The sequence below is a fragment of the Mesotoga sp. UBA6090 genome (assembly GCF_002435945.1).
In the GTDB taxonomy this organism is placed as follows: Bacteria; Thermotogota; Thermotogae; order Petrotogales; family Kosmotogaceae; genus Mesotoga.
Genome location: NZ_DIXC01000002.1, coordinates 1 through 19,949 on the forward strand (window position 1 = coordinate 1; position 19,949 = coordinate 19,949).

General features: G+C 45.1%; 16 protein-coding genes and 1 pseudogene. 3 read left to right on the forward strand and 14 right to left on the reverse strand.

What is annotated here, in order from left to right; all coding sequences use genetic code 11:
• Positions 1–254: 254 nt before the first annotated feature.
• From B3K42_RS00105 to B3K42_RS00125, 5 genes are all read right to left on the reverse strand, one after another.
• A complete protein-coding gene (locus B3K42_RS00105; protein ID WP_110991108.1) occupies positions 255–1,592 on the reverse strand; it encodes an MATE family efflux transporter in 1,338 nt (445 codons plus the stop codon).
• A 1,172-nt stretch (positions 1,593–2,764) separates the two neighbouring features.
• Positions 2,765–3,823 (reverse strand): GAF domain-containing protein, encoded by a 1,059-nt coding sequence (locus B3K42_RS00110; protein ID WP_110991106.1) that lies wholly within the window; start codon positions 3,821–3,823, stop codon positions 2,765–2,767.
• 35 nt (positions 3,824–3,858) lie between these two features.
• Positions 3,859–4,968 (reverse strand): N-acetylglucosamine-6-phosphate deacetylase, encoded by a 1,110-nt coding sequence (gene nagA, locus B3K42_RS00115; protein WP_110991105.1) that lies wholly within the window; start codon positions 4,966–4,968, stop codon positions 3,859–3,861.
• 30 nt (positions 4,969–4,998) lie between these two features.
• Positions 4,999–6,054, reverse strand: a complete 1,056-nt coding sequence (locus B3K42_RS00120) for an SIS domain-containing protein (protein WP_110991104.1) — start codon at positions 6,052–6,054, stop codon at positions 4,999–5,001.
• A 34-nt stretch (positions 6,055–6,088) separates the two neighbouring features.
• Entirely contained in the window at positions 6,089–7,099 is a 1,011-nt protein-coding gene (locus tag B3K42_RS00125) for a LacI family DNA-binding transcriptional regulator (protein ID WP_110991103.1), read from the reverse strand.
• 257 nt (positions 7,100–7,356) lie between these two features.
• On the opposite strand from B3K42_RS00125, the gene deoC reads away from it, so the two are divergent.
• From deoC to B3K42_RS00140, 3 genes are read left to right on the forward strand one after another with little or no spacing between them, the layout of a single operon-like run.
• A complete protein-coding gene (deoC, locus tag B3K42_RS00130) occupies positions 7,357–8,055 on the forward strand; it encodes a deoxyribose-phosphate aldolase (protein ID WP_110991101.1) in 699 nt (232 codons plus the stop codon).
• Between the two features lie 23 nt (positions 8,056–8,078).
• Positions 8,079–8,747, forward strand: coding sequence for a transaldolase family protein (locus B3K42_RS00135; RefSeq protein WP_258367455.1), 669 nt, complete (start codon positions 8,079–8,081; stop codon positions 8,745–8,747).
• A 32-nt stretch (positions 8,748–8,779) separates the two neighbouring features.
• Complete coding sequence (locus tag B3K42_RS00140; RefSeq protein ID WP_110991099.1) at positions 8,780–10,300, forward strand: xylulokinase; 1,521 nt, start codon at positions 8,780–8,782, stop codon at positions 10,298–10,300.
• Between the two features lie 650 nt (positions 10,301–10,950).
• Here B3K42_RS00140 and B3K42_RS00145 read toward each other — a convergent pair.
• The 9 genes and pseudogenes from B3K42_RS00145 to B3K42_RS00185 form a co-directional block, all read right to left on the reverse strand.
• Positions 10,951–11,520, reverse strand: a pseudogene (locus B3K42_RS00145) (linear amide C-N hydrolase); the annotation flags it as partial.
• 46 nt (positions 11,521–11,566) lie between these two features.
• Positions 11,567–11,983, reverse strand: a complete 417-nt coding sequence (locus B3K42_RS00150; RefSeq protein WP_110991097.1) for a linear amide C-N hydrolase — start codon at positions 11,981–11,983, stop codon at positions 11,567–11,569.
• 123 nt (positions 11,984–12,106) lie between these two features.
• Positions 12,107–12,643, reverse strand: coding sequence for an HdeD family acid-resistance protein (locus B3K42_RS00155; protein WP_110991096.1), 537 nt, complete (start codon positions 12,641–12,643; stop codon positions 12,107–12,109).
• Between the two features lie 47 nt (positions 12,644–12,690).
• On the reverse strand, positions 12,691–13,452 hold the full coding sequence (locus tag B3K42_RS00160; RefSeq protein ID WP_110991095.1) for a cache domain-containing protein: 762 nt from the start codon (positions 13,450–13,452) through the stop codon (positions 12,691–12,693).
• Between the two features lie 6 nt (positions 13,453–13,458).
• Positions 13,459–15,063 carry an ABC transporter substrate binding protein gene (locus B3K42_RS00165; RefSeq protein ID WP_110991094.1) on the reverse strand — a complete coding sequence of 535 codons (1,605 nt, stop codon included), beginning with the start codon at positions 15,061–15,063 and terminating at the stop codon, positions 13,459–13,461.
• A 154-nt stretch (positions 15,064–15,217) separates the two neighbouring features.
• Positions 15,218–15,976, reverse strand: coding sequence for a cation:dicarboxylate symporter family transporter (locus tag B3K42_RS00170; RefSeq protein ID WP_181419122.1), 759 nt, complete (start codon positions 15,974–15,976; stop codon positions 15,218–15,220).
• A complete protein-coding gene (locus tag B3K42_RS00175) occupies positions 15,954–17,462 on the reverse strand; it encodes a cation:dicarboxylate symporter family transporter (protein WP_110991092.1) in 1,509 nt (502 codons plus the stop codon). Before B3K42_RS00175 ends, B3K42_RS00170 begins: the two co-directional genes overlap by 23 nt.
• Before the next feature lie 91 nt (positions 17,463–17,553).
• Positions 17,554–19,086 carry a phytoene desaturase family protein gene (locus B3K42_RS00180; RefSeq protein ID WP_110991091.1) on the reverse strand — a complete coding sequence of 511 codons (1,533 nt, stop codon included), beginning with the start codon at positions 19,084–19,086 and terminating at the stop codon, positions 17,554–17,556.
• Positions 19,083–19,931 (reverse strand): hypothetical protein, encoded by an 849-nt coding sequence (locus B3K42_RS00185; RefSeq protein ID WP_110991090.1) that lies wholly within the window; start codon positions 19,929–19,931, stop codon positions 19,083–19,085. The genes B3K42_RS00180 and B3K42_RS00185 overlap by 4 nt, the downstream gene beginning before the upstream one ends.
• Positions 19,932–19,949: the final 18 nt, after the last annotated feature.

A 19,949-nucleotide genomic window follows, 5' to 3' on the forward strand; every position in this document is an offset into this window, starting at 1 on the left:
TCCCTACTCGTATATTCTCTACGAGCTGCAGGTAACTCCTGGTGGAACCGTCTTTGTTTTTGAAGTGTTTCAGTCTGAGAAACATGGCACCTATATTATATCATCCAGCACAGGTACAAGTCTAGTCATAACAAAGTGACAACAAAACCGACGTGGCACTGCATTTCAAAAGTGATTCGAGTATCTACGACGAATTTATGAGACTTTCACAACTTCTTCCTGCGATTTCTTGCCTTTTGCTGTCAAAGTTGAGACTAAATTACCGGCTTCAGCCAACGCTTCATGAAGATAACCATGGCCGCCACAGAGGAAATCACTAGATTGCTTAAGAACATCGCGTACCATATTCCTGTGGTTCCCATGGACAGACCGAAGAAGTATATCAGAGGAAGGCGTATTCCCCAAAGTCTTGTGATATTGAGAATCATGGACTGAATCGTATGGCCTGAGCCTCTTAAAGCCATGTCGAAGATGTTGTAACTTGCGAAGAAAGGTATGGAGAAGGAGACTATTCTGAAGTACTTCTCTCCTTCAATCAAGACAAGCGGGTCATTGATGAAAAACGCCGTCACTTCCTTCCCGAAAAAGAACGTGCCGGTGCTGATCACTCCAACAATCAACACGTTTATTCCGGTCGCCTTCCATACAACTGAATAAGCGTCATTCTTTCTTCCGGCGCCTAGGTACTGCCCAACCATCGATGACGTTGCCTGGGAAAGGCCGAAAGAGAACATCGTTGCAAGTGATGTTATCCTGTTCCCCACACCCAGGGCGGCGGTCGCCACCGAACCAAAGCCGGCAACCATTGAAGTGATTATCAGGAATGCGAGAGCCGTTATCGACTGTCCGGCAGAAGAGGGGAGACCTATCCTCAAGACGCGGGTAAGAGTCTTCCACTTCGGCCTAAGATCTTTGAAATTGACTTTAAATCCTCTCTTTCCCTTGAATAGAATGACTGTCGCAACGATCACAACAAATCCTCTTGAAATTACAGTTGCAAGAGCTGCACCGAAGACCTCCAGTCTAGGAAAGCCTATACCAAATATCAAGAGAGGATCGATAAGTGCATTCACCGTTACAGAGAAACCCATCAAGCACATCGGTGTCTTTGTATCCCCGATGGCGGTGAAGAGCGAGTTGAAAGTGAACATCGTGAAGGTGAAGGGAGCCCCTAGAAAGATCGTTCTCATATATGTATTGGTTACTGAAAGCAGTTCTGTCGGAATATTGAGGAGCTTCAAGACGGTCTCGGAAAAGATCGCACCGAGAAGACCGAGAATCACAGCGACGGCGAAGCTTATGGATATCACCTGCCCGGCTACATGAGAGGCCTCTTCCTTTCTTCCTGCCCCAAGATTCTGAGAGACGAGAGCCAGTCCCGCTACTGCAAGCCCCCCTCCTATGGAGATCAGTAAGAAGATTGCCGGCCACGCAATTGTGGGTGCGGAAATCTCTACCTTTCCTAGCTTCCCGAGCCAGTAGGCGTCGACCATGTTGTAAACGGTCTGGAAGAGCATGGTAAGAACCGCAGGCCAGGCGAGTTTAAGAAGGGCGCTCATCATGCTTTCATCTAGAATATTGACTCGTTTCATCTTCGCTCCTATGATTTCGATTACGTACTATTTCATTTATAACACAACAGTTACGAAATAAGAAGCAAGGAAAGTCCATGGTCGGGGGTAGGGGGTTGGTGGCATCAAGATCAGAAGTGATGCTGCCTCCGGCAAGAAGTGAGGCTCGCTGGCGCGAGGAAGTGATGCTGGCGCTTACGCACCAGGAGGCAAAAACCAAAGAAAAAGAGCGAGCAAATTAAAGTAATCTGATCAGAACGAACTTATTTTGTCATCCTCAAATGCTCCTGTTCAGGATCTGGGCTATTGAAAGACCGGGGTTGGGGATAGCGGGTTGGTGGCATCAAGATCAGAAGTGATGCTGCCTCCGGCAGGAAGTGAGGCTACAACAATACACAAGACGCAAGGCTGGGCAAGAACGGCCCAGGTCGCAATGCCCGCTTCGCGGGAAAAGAGCCGCTTGGATAAGAAACGCTGAAGGCTGTACGCTGGAAAAAACGATTCTTCGACACTTTGTGTCAAAGTTCTTCGTTAAGGACCACGAGATAAGGAGACAGGGCGAGACGGTGCTCTCGCCCTCTCGGTGAGCGCAGCAAAATCTCGACAATGCTCTTTCTCGACTCGTCTTATTGAAGGACCGAGATGCTAAAACAAGTTCAGAATGCATGAGAGACGCGGAATCCTTGATGTAGAACCAAAAACCTGGACGCGTAGCGTCGGAACGAAGAACCGTTCTTTGACGATTTTTTATTCTTGGGCTTGCAACTTGGAACAGGCAACTTGCAACTGTTCTTCGAAGGACGGTTCCTACTTGATGACATGATCTGGCGTTTTCGGAATAGCCAAACGTTATCTCAAGGCAGCGGTTTTCGGAGACTTGTCGTATCGTAATAACGAAGTGGTTTTCGGAATAACCCTTCGCTGTCATCCGGAACTTGATCAGGGATCTGGTTCCAAGAACGAACAACCACGAACCGGTTTTTTCTCAGCTGAAGACGGTGGACCGTTGACGGGCAACGCTGTTTTCATCAGCGACCAGCGGGTTTTTGATCTTAAGCGTACAGCGGTTCTTAGGATCGCGATGCTGAAACAAGTTCAGACGGATTGTGAGGTTTTCAGAACGATCTTGATCTTCATACCTCTGTCCTCACACCTCTGACTTCTTTTCCCCCTCTAGGTTGTTTTTTTGTCCTTCACATGAATCTCGAGTATTCTATTACTCCGGATATCAGTCCGGCGAAGACCTCAAGAAGCTCTATGTCTGCCTTGCTCCAATCGAATTGGCCACTAAGCCTTTCCAGTCCGACGAAACCGACGGGCATCTGCCGAGAGAAAATCGGAATGACGACAAGTGAAACGACTCCCTGCTGCGCAAGAACTTCGGCTTCTCTGCTTGCCTCCTCTGGGAGTTCACTGACTACATAAGAGTGTACCCCGCCTTTTTTCATTTCCTTTATCCACCAGGAGAACTCCTCGAACGGCATGTTTTGAAGATGGGGTTTGGCGCTCTTGACGCCTTCTTTACACCATTCGTGGGTGTTCCTGGTCGAATTGGTCCTGCAGTCCAACAAGAAGACATTGGATCTGTCTGCGGAAGTCAGCTCGCCTAGTTGTCCAAGCGCCTTTTCTATCGCATCGTCTATGTTCTCATACTCTTTTAGCGCTCCGGAAACCTCTGAAATCACTCGTTCGAAATTCTGTCTCCACTGGAGTTCTGCGGCCACCTTTCTGAATGCACTCGTGTCTCGGGCCACAACCATTGTGACTATGGAGTTCTGAAGATCAAGCACCTTCAAGCAAATCTCCACTTGAAGTTTCTCCCCGCTCTTCATAGTGAGAAACGAATCAGTTGTACACATTCCCTTTATCTGAAGATCGGCCCTTATTTTCTTTATCTGAGAATCAAGATCTCCGGCCACTGAATAGAAACTCATCTCCAGAAGTTCATCGTAGGAGTATCCAAGTTTTTCGGCTGCACTGTTGTTAGCTTCGACTATCCTGCCGGGCCTCATAGGATCGTCGAGGCTCACCAGGAAGATCATATCGTCAATCAGGCTGGCAAACCCTTCATACTTTCTCTTGAGATACTTGTTCAGCGTATAAAACTTATTGGACCTTGAGGTTTCTCCGACCAAGGGATCCTCTGAAACCCTCTCTACGTGCATATTCCATCTCAACTTGGAAATCCGTTCAGACAATGTCTTGATCTCCGCCGTACCGTTGTCAACGATGTACACTTTTATTGGTTCCATAAGACCCTCCGCAGCTGAATTGATAAGAATTCTATTCAGGATTTAAATACAGTCTTCCCGTTCAGAACGGTTTCTTGAACTTCAAGTGTTTCGTCTAGCAATACCAGATCTGCGCGATAACCCTCGGAGATTCTTCCGCGATCCTTTATGCCAATAGAATTCAGAGAATTGAGGGAGGATACCATTGCAAGCTCCTTCAGTGAGCATCCCGTGAATTCCCTGAAATTTCTGACAGCTCCGCTGAAGACAAGCACAGCAGCGGCTATTGTTCCGTCCTCCAAAGTAGGTCTTGCATTTTTCAGAAAGACTCTCTGTCCTCCCAGTTCATACTCTCCATCGGGCATGGCCGTCGCATCGATAGTATCGGTAACTATCATAATCTTCTTCGGGCCCTTTATTCCATAGATAAGCTTCACAAAACCCGGCAAAGAGTGAATCCCATCCACTATCATCTCTACCGAAAAAGGAAGCAAAAGAACAGCTCCAACGCAGCCCAGTTCTCTGTGATGAAGAGTGTTCATCCCGTTAGGGAAGTGGGTTATTCTATCGCAGCCTTGATTATATGCTCTCTCCATGTCCTCGTACGTTGCATCGGTATGTCCCAGAGAAAGAGTTATTCCACGCTTCTGTATCAGTTCTTGCGCCTGCGAGAAGCCCTCGAGCTCCGGAGCCATGGTGATGAGCTTCACCGATTCGATAAGCGTCTCCTCGATTTCCTTCAGGTCGATGCTTCGAATGAGTTCTGGATTCTGAGCTCCCTTTCTCTTTAGACTCAGGTAGGGGCCTTCATAGTGAATGCCCCCAACTGAAGTCAGAGTGTTGTTTTTTATGTAATCTCTTACTACTCTAGCAGCAGAAAGGATGGCCGAAGGAGTCGATGACATAGTAGTCGGCAAGAAACAAGTCACTCCCTGAGTGTAAAGGAAGTTCTCCCACTTCCTTAAAGCTTCCCCGTTCATAGAGAGAGTGCCCACACCTACTGAGCCATGGGTGTGAGGATCGACAAATCCCGGCATCAATATTCTTTCGAATTCTTGAGTCCCTTGAATTCGCTTAATTTCCGAGATTACGTTTTCTTCAGTTTCTACACTTCCCACAAACTCTCCATCGATAGGATCAACAACCAGTACGTTCTCGAATCTCATCTGCCTTCAACCCTCCCTGTTATGAAAAAATCATGGCCAGGTTATCTGATTACCCGTCGACATCTTTCCTCTTCCCATAAGAACCCTCTCATCGAGATCGAAGATACCCCTGTAGTAGGCCGAATATACTGCGAACCACTGGAGAGGGATCATCAGAAGGAACGGGGCAAAGAGCGGGTCGAAGTCTCCATAATCCTTCACATCAAAGCGTATTACCTCCGCGCCGTTAGACTCAGCGATTTTTATAACCCGTTCGCTCATATCTCTCGACTCGTCGCTCCCCACAAGGAAGACCATCAGTGGCTTGTGACCGTCAAGCATTTCCGCAGGGCCATGTCTGAACTCCGACGTTTCAATGAATGAAGCATTGACTCTCATGTTTTCCATGAAGACAGTCAGTCCGAACTTATAGCCTATGGCGTAGGCCGCCCCGCTTGCGAGAACGTAGAAGAGGTCGCTCTCCTGATACTTTCTCGCCAGCCTGTAGGCCCTTGATTCCTCTTCTTTGTATATTCTGCCAAGCAGTTCAGGCATAATCTCTATCTGTTCGTATAACTTCGAAACGTCTCTCCCTTTGAGCCTGGCTATTTCAAGACTGAAAATGAAGGCTCCGGCGAGTGGAAGTATAAACAGTCCATTAGAGTCGTAGACTATCGATTCGTCGGCTTCCCTTGCCAGAATGCTGTCGTGTTTGCTTGTAAATGAAATCGTTGTCGCTCCCTTTTCGTTGGCAAATCTAAGTGCTGCCGCAGTATCTTCGGTATTTCCAGAGAAGGAGGCGAGTATTACCAGCGCATCCTTGTCAAGTCTAGAAGGATTCAAGCAGATGAAATCATAGCTCTTGTAGTAATCAGAAGGAAGATCGGTCATCTTCTTGAGTATATAATCACCTGAATAGAGATTACACCAGGAGTTCCCGCTACCCACCCAGTAAATCTGCTTAAAGCCTTTATCTAAAGCAGTCTTCGCAAGATTCTTGATTCTTTCCGCATGCTCTTCTAGGAAGGCGGAAAGATCCTTCTCAAGAGAAGGGGCAGTAAAGAGTATGCTTTGTTTTGCATTATTCAAAAAATCTTCAATTGTCATTCCAAACACCTCCGAATATCTATCAAGAGTTTAGTTAGTCTCTTGGTGAGGTACATGATTCCCTTATGATGAGTCGTGTAGGCAGTCTGGTGAGTCCCTTTTCATATCTCTGACCTCTGATATTCATCAGTATCCTTTTCGCGGCCATACTGCCAATCTCTCTCGTATCCTGAGCCACAGATGTTATTGGAGGATTACATAGATCAAACCAAACAATATCATCGAAGCTAATGACCGATATATCTCGCGGAACCTCAATTCCCATGTCCTTCGCAGCAAGAAGCAGTCCCGCCGCCATATAATTGTTCGTTGCTATTACCGCCGTGATATCTTTGTTCTGTCCCAGTAGAGAGACGCCGCTTTTGTAAGCTCCCTCAACCGTAAAGCCGCCAAGTTTTACCCACGACTGCTTTTCCTCTATTCCGTACTTTGAAAGCGCTTCCCTGTATCCGGCAATCCGATCGTAGTTTGTACTTATGTCGAGCCTATCCGAAAGGAAACCGATTCTCCTGTGACCAAGCTCCAAAAGATATTCAGCTGCCTCAAAACCTCCACCGAGGTCATCGCTTACAATCATGTCAACATCAAGGCCTTCAATGATTCTGTCAATCAGCACTATGGGAATCTCGGACTTCACAAGTTCCTTCAAATGATCGGAATTGCTACGCGACACCGGGGCGAGAATCAAGCCATCTACCTGTTTCTGAAAAAAACGATCTATAGATGTCTTCTCGACCTCCACTTTTTCGTCGGTACTTGTGACAATCAAACTGTACCCTTCTGGGACAATGACATCGCTTATCGCTCTCGCTATCGTGGAGAAAAAGGGATTCTGAATATCGCCCACGATCAATCCGATATTCTTCGTCTCACCGGTAGCCATGCTCTTGGCAATGTAGTTTGGCTTGTAGTTAAGTTTCTTTGCAGCCGCTATGACCTTTTCTCTCGCCTTCTTGCTGACGTATCCATATTTCCCGATCGCCCTCGCTACCGTTGCCCTCGAGAGACCCGTCTCTTTCGCAATGTCGTCCAGCGTTGCTGCCATGCTCCATCACCCACTCGAAATGCACGTGCTTAGTAAAATCGTTTCTGATAACGGTATCATATCCTTCGATCTATTCTATCTTATTATCTTAAGTTATGTCAAGTTCAATAAACGATTGAAAGTGGCTCTCAAATTGGCTACACATTTCTTGATTTTTTTGGTTATAATTGTACTGAATGAGAAATGAGAACGCTCTCATATTCTACTAATGGCTGTTTGTTGTATTTATCATTCATTTCGATCATGGAGGTGCATCTTTGAAGACCATTACCAGATTCTCGAAAAGGTTCGACAGCACGCTTCTGAAGGCGACCGCTACAATCAAGGAGTCCGAAGTCTTTATAGACGATAGTGTCTCCTGTGATTTCAGAGCGATTGTGGTTCCATGGTACTTGATGGACAGAGTGGTTGGAAAAGTCAGAGGTACGGATATCTCGGCTGCCTGCGGGTCGGGTTTTCCTTTCGGATTTGAGACGACGGAAACGAAGGCTTATATGATTAGGGAGTCGCTTCGGCTCGGCCCCGAAGTGAGAGATATAGATATAACGGCCAATATTTCCGCTATGAAGTCTGGAGACTGGGATTACTTTGAAAGGGAGCTCTCTTATCTTTCCGGTCTTCTAAGAGATGTCGTCTGCAAAGTAATCATCGAAGTATCTTATCTCGATACCGGCGAAATTGAAAAGGCTTGCTCTATTCTGATGAAGCTTCCTTACGTCGACTTCGTCAAGACAGGTACGGGATACGGTTCAAGAGCCACTACGGTAGAGGATGTAAGGACTATCAAGAGAGTTGTGGGAGATGAAAAAGGAATAAAGGTATCGGGAGGAGTGAAGTCTCTCTCTCAAGTTGAGGAGTTCATGGCCGCAGGAGCTGACATCTTTGGTTCCAGCAGCGCGATAACTATATACAGGGAATTCAACGAAAAATACCCCGGGAGAGCCGACCTTGCATGAAAAGAACATGAATGGAGGCAGAAATGAAGCTGTTTATAGATGATGGAAACGTCCAAGCGATAAGTGAGTTGTTCGATTTAGGGTTCTTTTCTGGGATAAGCACTAATCCAAGTATTCTGAAGAGAACGGGAAGAAAACCACTCGAAGTCATAAAAGATATGTTGAATAGGTTTACGGGCCCTCTCTTTGTCCAGTGCGCCTCGAGAGGTCACGATGAAGTGCTCAAAGAGGGAAATGAACTCTTCAGGCTGGACCCCGAAAGGATAATTCTCAAGATCCCCTTCTCGAGAACAGGCATAAGGGTCTTGAGAGAATTCAAGCAGATGAATATAAATGCATTGATTACCGGGGTCTTCTCCGTTCCTCAAGTGCTGATGTCTGCAGAAGCGGGCGCCGACTATGTGGCGCCATATGCGAACAGGATCGAAAACCTGGGAATAGATCTCTCTGTTGTTGGGAGTATGCAGAAAGTATTGTCCAACGGGAGCTACGAGACAAAACTAATCGCTGCAAGCTTCAAGACTCTGACACAAATCTCTAAGATGGCCGAGCTACCTATATACGGAATGTCGCTTCCAGTAGCTATGTACAACGAGTTCTTCTCACACAGCGGAACACTGAAGGCAATCGAAAACTTCGAGGCAGATTGGGATTCAATTGAAGACCGTGAATGGGTTCCTCTGAAATCATGAGTTCCCATCTTGTTTGAAAGCGAGGTTAATTCTTGAAGTACATAATGGCACATGACCTGGGTACAACTGGAGACAAGGCAACTTTGTTCAGCCAAACAGGATCTTTTCTCACTTCATCCTTCGCCGGTTATGAAACCTTCTACACCGGTCCCGGAATGGTTGAGCAAGATCCCGAGGCATGGTGGACTGCCTTTTGCACGACAACTTCCGAAATCATTCAGAAGGCAGAAATCGACAAAAAAGATATCTCTGCACTCAGTATTAGCGGGCAGATGATGGCAGTAGTGCCGGTAGATAGATCGGGCAAACTGCTCAGAAGGGCAATTATTTGGGCAGATTCGAGAAGCACCGAACAGGCAAGAGAACTTCTATCTAAAATTCCGGAAAGCGATCTTTACAAGATAACTGGTTCCAGACTCTCGCCCACCTATCAGGGATTGAAGATAGCCTGGCTAAAGAAGTACGAACCCGATCTATATGAAAGAACTTTCAAGTTTCTTCAGGCAAAGGATTACATAAACCTTCGCCTGACAGGAAAGTTTGCGACAGACTTTTCCGATGCAGTTATGACAGCTCTATTTGATATCTCGAGGTTAGAGTGGTCTGAAGAACTGATTTTCGCTCTCGGAACTGAAAGCTCAAAGCTCCCTGATGTATACGCCTCCATTACCGACTTGGGAGAAATAAAGAAAGAAGTGGCGGCGGACCTCGGCCTTCCAAACTCATGCAAAGTAATACTCGGAGCAGGAGACGGTTGCAGCGCGGCCGTGGGAGCAGGCGCCGTTGAAGTGGGCGACACCTACCTATACCTTGGATCCTCCGCCTGGATTTCCACAATAACCGAAGAGCCTCTACTAGAGAAGGAAATGCGTGTGTTCTCTGGGGCGCATGCAGTAAAAGGCCTTTACTTTCAGTCAGGCACTATGCAGGCTGCCGGAACCTCATACAGCTGGATTAAGGATATTCTTTACGGTGATGGGTCCACAAAAGAAAGCGATCTTGATATCTATTCTCATCTTGACAACCAACTCTGTGAATCTCACTGTCACAGTGAATCAGTACTGTATCTTCCATATCTGCTTGGAGAAAGAAGTCCCATATGGAATTCCCATGCAAGAGGTACTTTCATAGGATTGTCTGCCTCCCACAAGAAGGTCGATATCGTGCGAGCAGTAATCGAAGGCGTTTCTATGAATCTGAAATGGATTCTGGAAAGTCTGGAAGAATCCTTGCCGATAGGTAAGATCAGGGTTATTGGAGGAGTTATAAAAAGCAGAATTTGGAAGCGTATGATCTCAAACATTCTCGGAAAGACTATCACCATTCCGCAAAACGTCGATGAAGCTACTTCTATCGGGGCGGCCATGATTGCCGGAGTAGGTGCCGGTCTTTTTAATTTCTCCGCGGTTCGGAATTTCGTCGTTGATGTCGAAGAAATCGAGCCGATCGGGGAACAGCAAGAAGATTACCTGAGACTCTACGACCTGTTCAAAGAATCATATCTTGCTCTAGAGAAGACATTTGAAGGGCTTAATGGAGTCAGAAGGGGTTAGGCAACGTAACGGGAGTTGTACCGAAACAGGGTGTCGCAACCATACTATGTAGAGAAATCGCGACACCCTGTTTTTTTGCTCTTTGAAATCGTCTTCAAATAATCTCGATTATAGGGAAATAGCTTTCCTAAATGAACCGATCTTTTGAACATACAACGTTCATAACCCTTGTTTTTCGACAATAATCACCTTGAAATGGCTTCCTACGCATGTTCAAAAATGTTGTCTCATAGCTCAATTGCAGTATCATTTTGCTGCATTTCTTGCTTCTGTCGACTTCCTTTTGAACATGACTGTTCCATAAGTTCTTCAGCACTTTCTGACATATATTAATACATTCAGCCATAATGGCTTATTACAGCTATCAATCTTTTGAACAACTTCAAGAATATCTTCTCAAGAGGCCTATCAGAGTTATCTACAATCAATGTTCAAAGCGAAAAAGTTTTGAACATGACCTCAAATACTTTGCAGAGAAGACGTCTGAGAGTTTTCGACGAGTTTTGAACATACCTAATTATTATTATTTATAAAGATATATAGAATAAAGAAAAGACCTATAAGAACACTCTATCGAAAAACAAAACACCAAAAATAGTTAGTATAACTGATTATATGGATCTACAGACTATTACAGTCTTTCCAGGCAATCAATAAGCATCCGTGACTGAGAATTCTTTATCTCCGATTATTGGCTTACACTCAGTACCGTTTGAGAAATCAACCTTTCTACAACGAAACAGAGAAGAACAATCGTAAGACCTGAAATACAGCTTCAAATTCTTGTTGTCCTTTATGGTAACCCACTGAGTGTTCTCAAAAGCTGCCGGACCACTTCCTTCTCTTTTTGAAACTCCTGCAGGAATGTCCACTGTATTTAGAAGGTGAAGGGCAAGCATTACTCCTTCCTCTTCGGTTTCAACCGGATTAGAAAACTCTCTTAAAAGAGTTATCCTAACAAATCTAGAGGGAGGAGTTCCATCACCGGGAATTCCAACGTATCCACTGCCAAAGCCCATTCCCTTATATGTTATCCCATTGATTTCAGCTTCTTTCATATATGCACTTAGATTGACGTAGTTTCTCAGGTTCTCCAGATGCCAGGGAAGCTCCGGAGCATTCGTGAGAACTGCATTTGGATTATCATAGATTTTCATCTCACCATCAATGAACTCCACAACCATGCTTCCACCAGACTTGTCATGTAAAGAAAGGTGAAGAGGGGGGGAACTTCCCCGAGAAGTTCATTTGATTCTCCCCAAATAGTCATTTCTTCAAGACCGTTCTTAACTGATTCGAGTGTCTCAAAGTTCCAAGAATCCAGGAAGGAAGATCGAACAGCTCTATAACCTTTGTAGGCTCTGAATCCCGAGAGACTTCTTCATACTCTGTTCCCGGTAACCAAAGGGCGCTCAAAGACAATCCGTTTTCATTCAATCCAACAAATCCATATTTGTTTTCCCACGAGACGGCTTCAGACCCATCGGGCATGTGGCTGCTAAAACTATCATCCCTGTTGAAGAAGACAACTTTCGAGTTCAGAGGATAGGAAAAGTCCATACTTCTACCTGAAATAACCATGCCCTTGTTCCTTTCAGGCGAAAGAAGGAACTCAGTACATCCAGTCGAACAGAAAGAAATACCGCTAAAGCAACAACTACTACTGACAATTTTCTCACTCATTTACGTTCTCTAGATGAAAGTGTTAAAGGTTAAAATGGGAGTAGATTTGACTCGTGATCCCGCTTAAATGAAGAGAGGTAATCTGTATTAATTGTGCTGTGCAATAGAAGCGTAAAACCTCTATTATTCAGAATCCTTACCTATAAAGGCCAACACAATGTGATTAACACCGAAAACCAGCAGAGTGATCCCAATCAGTACTGCAACTGAAAGACCAGCAATTAGAGGATGCAAAACAAGAATTACACCTCCAATGAGAACAAACACATTGAAGACTATGCTTAGAAAATAGATCCCCTTTCCTGCAGGTTTAATCCTGTCAGCGTTTATAAGGTTATTGATCGCATCGACTATGAACCAGATGGCTATGATGAAAGCGAAAACATTAGCTGCAAAGAGTGGTCTGAACAAGAATATGATCCCAGTAATTACCAAGAATATTCCGAGAACTAGAGCGAAAAACACCTTTGCTCCAGTTCTGTTCTCCACTTTGAAGAAGGCGACTATTAAAACAATCCCTCTAACAAGAACTACTATGCCAAGCATAATCGCAAGTGTTGAGAATGTCGCTAAAGGATGACTAAAAGAAAACACCCCTCCAATTACTAGAAAGAAGCCCACTAGAAGAGAAATCCAATCTAATTTCTTCACCTCTGCCATGTTATCCACCACCTTTACCCGTTAGTACAGAACGGGTCTATTATAAATCAATTGCCCTTCGTAAGTATCAGACGCCATTGTGTTCCATGAAGCCCAACTGAGCTCCACCTTACTTCCTTCACAATAACCGAATCCATTCCGCGTGAAAAGAAACTGTATTGTCCCCATCCAGATTCCTTTTTAGATATCTCACTACCCAACACTCTTAGCTCCTCAAAGGGCTTGTAAAGCTGATCGGTGAAGAGGTTCCTGCCTATCTCCATTTCATCCTGATCATAGAATATCAAACCATCTGGCTGCATAACCCAAAATTCGTAAGGTTCATAGTTCTTCGGAATTATTAGGGGCGCGAGGAAGGTTTCCGGTTTTATCAGGAAACTTAAAGAACCGGAGAGTTCCCCTTCCTTAGTAAATACTGGCCACTCAAGATCAAGAGCAGGGAAGCCCTCAACAGCAATAAAACTCTGGCTTAATACCGGTAATCCAGTTCTATGGAGTTCAGTCACCTGTTCTTGATCTCCAATCCAGTCTCCTTCCACATAATTGAATTCATCCGGGTATATGTGCGTCAGAACCCCTTCGATATCTATGAAAGATACGTTCACAACCTGAGGATTGTTTGAGTACAGCTCTTTCAAGATCTCTGTCATCTCAGCAGGATTATGGAGTACGCTTCTTATATCTTCCGCTCCTTTTGCGAGGGAGCTGTCCATGAGGTTGAACTGCTCCTGAATTCTTTTCTGTACACTTTTTAGTAGAAGATCCATGTCCTTCTCTTCGGCAACATCAGCGATCGGTTTGGATATCACAAATGTCTAGCCACCATGCGTTGATTTCTTGAAATACGCAGTATTCAAGTTCACACCGTCGGAATATATCAAACTCCCATCGTCAGTTGAGAGTCCTTCCAACCTCTCGCTCAGACCGATCACAGGGTAGTCCAGAGAACCGAGGAGAAGTGCGGTGTCGTCTGTCAAGGCAAGTGAATTCTGAGTGTCAAAGACGTAGAAGTGAATCTCTGGAAGCAGTAATAAACGTTCTATCAACGAGGAGTTCCAGTTTTCAAAGAAGGCAGAGAGGCCTACGAAAGCAGAAATCTTACCGTCATCCTTAACAGGAACCGCGAAGACTATCGATCTCTTTCCCGTAGATCGACTAAGTACCTGATAACCCAGTACCTCTTTTCCTTCGAGAAGATCGGGAAAGTAACCGCGATTCGCCAGATTCAAGCCGGTCCAGTCTCTTTGAACGGTATAGTATCCTCCATCAGGGAGAACATATAGGGCAAGCCCTTCATACTCCATGTTGAATTTCTCAAGTAGGGGGCGGATGAGTGACCAGTCTCCAGACTTTACTTCAGCACAGGATGCAAGAATCCTCAATGAACTCATAATTCCTAAGAGTCGTTCTTCAAAAGACGTCATGATAAGGTTTAGGAAACTCTGGGCTGGTATCGACCAATCAGAAATAACTTCATCGACAATGTCGGTCCAGCCGACATTGAGCTCGATATTCCATTTACCGAGAGTTTCGGTATTTAATAGTGTTTTCGGATTCTTGGAAGTCTCTATCTCAATTTCTGATACGGAGGTTCCAGAGAGGATACTAGATGCAAGAATCGCCGCCCGCCTTCCCTCTTCAAATCCAGAGTTTACGACTCCACCGACAGCTCCATCGCGAACAATGAAGTCAGATACACCGAAGACCGGACCGGACGAATTTTCCGCTGTCCATTGTGTGACGTCGCGGGCGTTGACTGTAATGCCTGATCTGTCCTCGACAGTCCTCACTGAGAGAAGAACGACCGCTTCACTCGGAGAAACGTCTTCTACGTACTCTTTCCAATCCTCAAATACCTTGAATCCTTCGATCTCTACCGATGTATCTCCCAAATCGAGATTTTGTAACTGCTCCTTCATTCCCTCAAAGGTCTCGCTGTCGTCTCCTATAAATCGAAAAGCTTCAATTTCTGGAAAGAGTTCAAGTATCATGGAGATCGTTTCATTGGCGAAGATTGTTTCTCTTACACCGGTTTGATTCGCGTTGATTAAATAATGAACCGAAGGATCGAGATTCACACCGCAAAAGATAACCGGCGCATCGAGATAATCCTTTGCGAAATATTCCATCGCATTGTCATCACAAGCGATCAATATGTCTGGATTGAATGCAGATGCCTCTTCTGAGGCCAAGACTCCGGACTTGATCTTCCATTCCTCCGAAGTCTGAAGGCGGGTATCCATGTAGAAGACTTTCCACTCGAAAGAAGGATCGGACAATACACCTTGAATACCTTCAAGAAGCTCTCTAGACCAGCTGTAATCGCTATCATAGCTCTGTACGACCATGATCTTCGTAGCCACAATATGAGAGCAAAATAGAATTGAAAAAAGGAAAATGATCAATAACACTTTTCTCATTGAGAAACCCCCCGTAGAAAGTATTGGAGCCCAAACAAGTGGATTATATGATATAAAGGCGCAAACTCAAGACAATCTAAAGTGTGTGGTTCCGCAACAGATGAATGACTCAGACTGAGAAATCTGCCCTACAACGGAGGAAAATCTTTCTACATCACTCTTCGGTATCTGAATCCTTCGTCTGTTTCTTTCTAAAAAACTGTACTGCGGCAAAATCATTGGTCATCATTGCAAGGGTATCTAACCTTCTTCCCGTGTACATCCAGGGCAGAAGAAAGAATACCACCTGAGCTGGAGGAATGTTGAATGGAAGCACAACCATCGAGATAGTGAAGAGGTCTAGTGGGCTGGGGACGCCAATCGATGCAAACACGGCAATGATGGATGAAAACATTATATAGAGATAATCTGCGGTACCCAGCGTTTTCCCGAGAAGCTGCATGTTGAAGATCGCTACCACTACAAAGAGGGAAACCGTTTGCGGCTGAAACATTACAAGAAGCAGCGGAATCACTCCTTTCTGATTCTCATCGTTGAAATGCTCGCTTTTCTCACATGTCTTCACCGCTTCGGGAATAACGGCAACAGAAGAGAGAAGGGCGAACAAAAGCATCATCGGCTTCTTTATTACTCCGAGGTATTTTTTCGGGGAGATAGACGCTTTCCTGGCTCCAAGGAATGTCCCGATGAGAAACCAGATTACAAAACAGACAATTTCACATACTATAAGCATTATTAGCGCAATCAGAACTTTAGTATCTCGGATGAAGATCAAGGCCTGTCCAAGCATGAGACTAAAAATTCCTATCGGAAGAACGTAATAGGAAAGCCTGAAAAGAAAGAGGAAGGCATCATTTACAGTTTCTATCGAAGTGACGATACCGGTTCTCTTAGAAGATTGAATATACCTCACTGCGAAGGCAAAGATTATTGAAAAGAAGACTAAAGATTATTGAAAAGAAGACTATAGTTAGGGTTCTGTTCTCTGCAAATGCCTTTACTACGCTATTACCAATCATATTTGAAGGTAAGGCCCATATTATGGAGCCTGCCGAGAGGTCCACTTCTTCATAAGGATCGGTCTCTCTCATCGAAGAAACAAGAGCTTCCTGAGCTTCCGTAGGGATTCCAACTCCGGGTTTCAGGACTATTGCCGTAAGAAGTCCGATCGCCGATCCTATCACAAAGAAGAAGAGCATTATCATCGCAAATCGTTTTATAAAGCTCGCTCCACCTGATCTTTCAATAAGCTTGAGAAAGTTGAGCGTAACAACGCAGAACAAAATTGGAAGGCCACAGAAGAGAAGATAATTGAAAAAGAGGGTTCCAATTGGACTTAGGAAATCAATTATCTCGGGAAATGTGCCGCCCACATAGAATCCCAATACCATTGAGAAGAGAATTGTCCATATATTGAACAGCCAGTGTGGAACACTCTCACTTGATTTGTTTCTTCGTAGCTTATTCTGGCTACTGTGAACTATTAGAATCGAAAAGGCGAGTAGCAGAGCAAGAATTATCCATCTATACGGATCGCCGACCAGGAGAATTTTCCCGTCTCCATCAACTGGATCGTATAGCTTCGAAACGAGATCGAAGTCAATGTACTTAGAGACAAACTCTTCTGTCCGATTGTATTCGCTGCTCAAAAACCTATTTATCCATTCGAGAAGTTCCGGGTTATTTTGGCTCACTCCGATCACAATCTGATCTTCGTTAGGTAATAGATAAAGAGAGTAATGGAGGATAAGAGATGTGTTTCTGACGAGAAAGGACTCAGTCCAGAGATTGTTCAGGAAGAAAGCTTCGCCCTTTCTCTGAATCAGCTTTCTTGGAGCCTCTTCGGTGCTATCGACGGCCGTTACTCTTGCATTCGGGAAGTACTGTTCGGCAAGGGATTCGTATACGGTGTCTCCTACAGTCAATATTGAAACCATTGGATTGTTAAGAGTCTTGAATGCGGCTTCAACGGACATCTCCGGGTCGTTCTTCTTGATCTCTTCGAAAAGCTGAGTATCGACCAGCACTGAAAGTCTCTCCGTAAGGTAGGCGCGTGACAGGAATATCTGTGCTGCTCTCCGGGGCGAATATGAGTAATAACTGAGAATAATATCGCCCTCACCGGAGCGAAGGTTTTCTGCAAGAGTTTCATGACCTGAAGCAGTTCGAATGAACTCCGCTTCAACGCCCAATTGAGAAGCTATATGTCTTCCAAGGTCGATGTCTATGCCCGAGAGATTCCCTTCGCTATCAAGATAATAAAATGGATACCAGTAGTCTTCCGTTTGCAGAATCCGTAATACTCCGGATGTCTTTATTTCTTCGACGCTTCTGAATTCTCGTGCACATATAATCGCACAAAGCAAGACAAAAAGCAGTACCGCCGCGATTCTCTTCATAGAATGCCCCCGCAAAGTATTTGAGAGATTATATCATTATCACGGAAAAAGGCTGAGCAACATCAATACATTAATTCTCCTATGAATTGAACTATCCAAGAGCTTTCTCCACCCTGTCCGCAGCGAGTTTCGCTGTAATAAGGCATACAGGGAGGCCTGCCGGATCGAAGCTCCACTGACCTACCTGAAAGATATTCTTCACCGGTGTATTGATCGATTTCTTCATCTTCATGAAGTCCCTCAAAGGAAAGGTCTCGGAAGGATGATAATTCCATCCTGTAATCGAACCACCACTGTTCAAGGTCTTCTCTTCCATAGTGAAAGGAGTGGCGATGATTCTGAACTCAATTTTCTCTTTTAGTGAAGGATATAGTCTAAAAAAGTTGGCCATTACATCATCGGCTACCTCTTCTTTCGTACGTTCATATGTCTCTATAGAAACATCATTTCCCCAGCGGTTCATAGCCTTTTGAGTTGTATTGAGGTTCAGAATTATTCCCGTCTTGCCTTCTGGAGCAAGAGACGGGTCTCTAAGGCAGGGAATGCTGATCTCCATTCCCGCCGTCTTGAAGTAGTCGGGAGATTCATAATCGCAGTATTTTGCAGCGACGGGAACATAGATTACGTGTTCTACATGTTGATCAAGATTCTCAGGAGCTGTGTCAACTCCCATAAATACGGAAAAGACAGAATCGGAAACCTGCGCTCTATTTAGTCTTTGGATAAAGTCTTTGTCAACGGCATTCTCAGGGAGGAGGCTGTTGTATAGACGCTTCGCGTCGGCAGCATTAACGATGAAGGATGCCTTCAGCTCCTGCCCGGTATCTGTAACCACTCCGGTCGGTGAGTTGTGTTCGAGAAGAATCTTCGTAACCTCGGTGTTTGTAAGGACTGTGCCTCCACTTTTTCTAATGAACTCTGCAAGCTCAAGGGGTATTCGTTCTATTCCACCTTTGGGATAGAAGTAATCTCTGAAGACCGTTGGGTAAGCAAGACCAAAAAATGCGGGAGTCCCGTCGAAAAAGGGCTCATCGATGATACTGACCAGTTCGTCATCGAGTATTCTAGCTCGTAAGAAATCTCTAAACGGTACATTGTTGTATTTCAGTTTCTTCAAGAAGCCGAGAAGCTTCTTGCCGTTCTTGAGAAACCAGGGAATTGATTTCAACTTTGTCAGGAATGTAGTCTTTCCGTAAAGCGGTCCCGACATGCCTGACAACGAACCCATAAAGCTGTTTAGTTCTTCCATTTCCTTAAGCAGATCCTCTATGCCGGATCTGCTTTCGGGAAAGCGTTTGCCTAGGAAGTCGAAGTACTCCAGAAGGCTTTCGTCCGATTCCATGGAAAAGACTTTATCCTCGAAGCCAGCGTACACTCTGTTCTTTACGAATTGTAGATTATCCAGGATACCGAAGTTCTCAAGCATTGGAAACAGAAGCCCGGCGTTTTCCACGGCCTTTATTCCGCTGTCGAAGTGGTAACCTCTGTGCTCAAATGAGGAGGAACAGCCTCCGGGTTTTTCGGCTCTCTCTACAAGTGCGACTTTCTTTCCCGCTTTGGACAGAAAGGCGGCACAACTGAGGCCAGCTATTCCCGCACCGATAACAATACAGTCGAATTTCATTCAATCACTTCCTTTTCAAGCCAGCTCAAGAGCCTTTTAACTGGTACGGGCTTTTTATCGAAGGAAAGTCTTCTACAACTTTTCTCGCAGTACCCGGCGCATTCTGAGCACAGTGTGTTGACTGTAGTTTCAAGTAGCCGCTTCTTCGCCCCTATGAAGTTACCCGACTCGAGACGCCTGAGAATTCCTCGAATATCCTTTCCATCGGGGCATCTTAACGTGCAATTTGGGATATCGCAGAGCTGGCAGGAACTGCTAATCACAGGAACGGTCTCTCTGTCGAGAACTGTATTCTCAAGGTCTACTGAATCTCGTCTCTTTCTCGAAGTATAGTGAACCCTTTCAACTTCAGGCTCCCTGTAGCTGTATTCTTTCATCCTTAGCCTTCTGAGAACAAGGTTTGCAGCGCCGATACCGGAGACCGTAACTGCAGGTGTCCCCATTCCCATAACTGTTGAATCTCCGCAGATAAAGAGGTTTTCCCATTCACTCCTGGCATGAAGTCTCTTTAGCAGTTCCTGACCTATGGATTGCTTCGGACCGCCAACACGCCCCTCGTTCTTTAGGGTATATCTTTCGATTGTAACTGGAGTTGCCGTCTCCAGATGTTTCAGGGATTCTCTCAGTCTGGGGAATCTCTTTTCTATTAGCTTAAGAACCCTCTCGGTCTCGACCTCTTTCATCTGACGGTATTCCTTTGTGCCGCGAGGGGGCCACTTCTTCTTTGAGGGAGCTATCATGGACATTACGTGAGTTCCTTCGGGACATACCGAAGGTTCGTCAATCGAAGAGATATAAACTGTGACATCGCTTTCGGCTATTTCGTCAAATTCCTCTACAAACATCTCCACCGGATTAGTTCC